The sequence below is a fragment of the Acidovorax sp. KPB24-07 genome (assembly GCF_057543315.1).
Window position 1 is genome coordinate 1 of record NZ_BAAJYS010000702.1, and the last position, 1,153, is coordinate 1,153.

2 protein-coding genes and 1 pseudogene are annotated in these 1,153 nt (G+C 72.0%); all 3 read right to left on the reverse strand.

Annotated elements, in window-relative coordinates:
* Window positions 1-162: pseudogene (locus tag AC27IQ_RS25110) on the reverse strand (5,6-dimethylbenzimidazole synthase); the annotation flags it as partial.
* A 26-nt stretch (window positions 163-188) separates the two neighbouring features.
* Window positions 189-758 carry a cob(I)yrinic acid a,c-diamide adenosyltransferase gene (gene cobO / locus AC27IQ_RS25115; RefSeq protein WP_272564138.1) on the reverse strand — a complete coding sequence of 190 codons (570 nt, stop codon included), beginning with the start codon at window positions 756-758 and terminating at the stop codon, window positions 189-191.
* 66 nt (window positions 759-824) lie between these two features.
* Window positions 825-1,153: ATP-binding cassette domain-containing protein (locus AC27IQ_RS25120; protein WP_487091238.1), on the reverse strand; the 329-nt coding region annotated here is incomplete at its 5' end.

The following is a 1,153-nucleotide window of genomic DNA, read 5'->3' on the forward strand; positions in this document are numbered from 1 at the left end:
CGCGGCCTCCAGCAGCCGCGCCAGCACCTCGGGCGCGACCTGCCCGCCCGCGAAGTGGCGCATGTCGCGGCGCTCGCGGATGGCGCGGTACACGGCGGCGCGCTCCTCTGCGGAGAAGGCGGAGCCCTGCGCACCTCCGTTGGGCGGCGTGGGGGATGGCATCGCGGCGCGGGGGCGGTCGGCGGGGCTCAATCCTCGATGCCGCGCTGCGCAGGCACGCCGGCCTGGAACGCGTGCTTGACCATGCCCATCTCGGTCACCGTGTCGGCCAGCTCGATCACCTCGGGCGGGCAACGGCGGCCGGTGAGCACCACGTGCACATGGCGCGGGCGGTCGCGCAGCACCTGCAGCACCTCGTCGAGCGGCAGCCAGCCGTAGATGAGCGGGTAGGTGATCTCGTCCAGCACCACCAGGAAGAATTCGCCGCCCAGCACGGCGGCGCGCGCGCGCTCCCAGCCGGCGCGGGCCAGTTCGGCCGACTGGTCGATGTCGCGGCTCTTCCAGGTGAAGCCGTCGCCCAGGCCCTCGATGGGGATGCCCAGCTGCTCGAACATGCGGTGCTCGCCGAAGCGCGCGGTGGGCACCTTCATGAACTGGAAGATCTTGACCGGCTTGCCGCGCCCGTGGGCGCGCAGGGCGAGGCCGAACGCGGCGGTGCTCTTGCCCTTGCCGTTGCCGGTGTTGACCAGCACGATGCCGCGGCGCTCGCCGTCGGGTTTTTCGGAGCGCCGTTCGGCGGGAGGGGTTTCGATCTGCATGCGCAATGTCTCGGAAGTCGTTCGAAAAAAAGGGGCGAAAGCGGTGGTCGGGACGCCGGCCGGGCCCTAGTCGATGCGCGGCAGCGACACCCACAGGCCCGCCACCTGCTGCACCTGGATGCGCTGGTCGAATACGGCCTGCAGCGCAGCATGGGTGGCCGGATCGGCGCAGGCGCCATGGTGCACGATGCGGCCGCGGTCCATGATGGCCATGTCATCGGCCTGCAGCGCGAGCGACACCTCGTGCAGCACGCTCACCACCGTGCCGCCGCCCGCCGCCAGCGCGCGCATGGCGTGCAGCCAGTCGGCCTGGTGCGGGGGATCGAGGTTGGCCAGGGGTTCGTCCATCAGCAGCACCTCGGCCTGCACGGCCAGCGCGCGCGCCAGCAGCACGC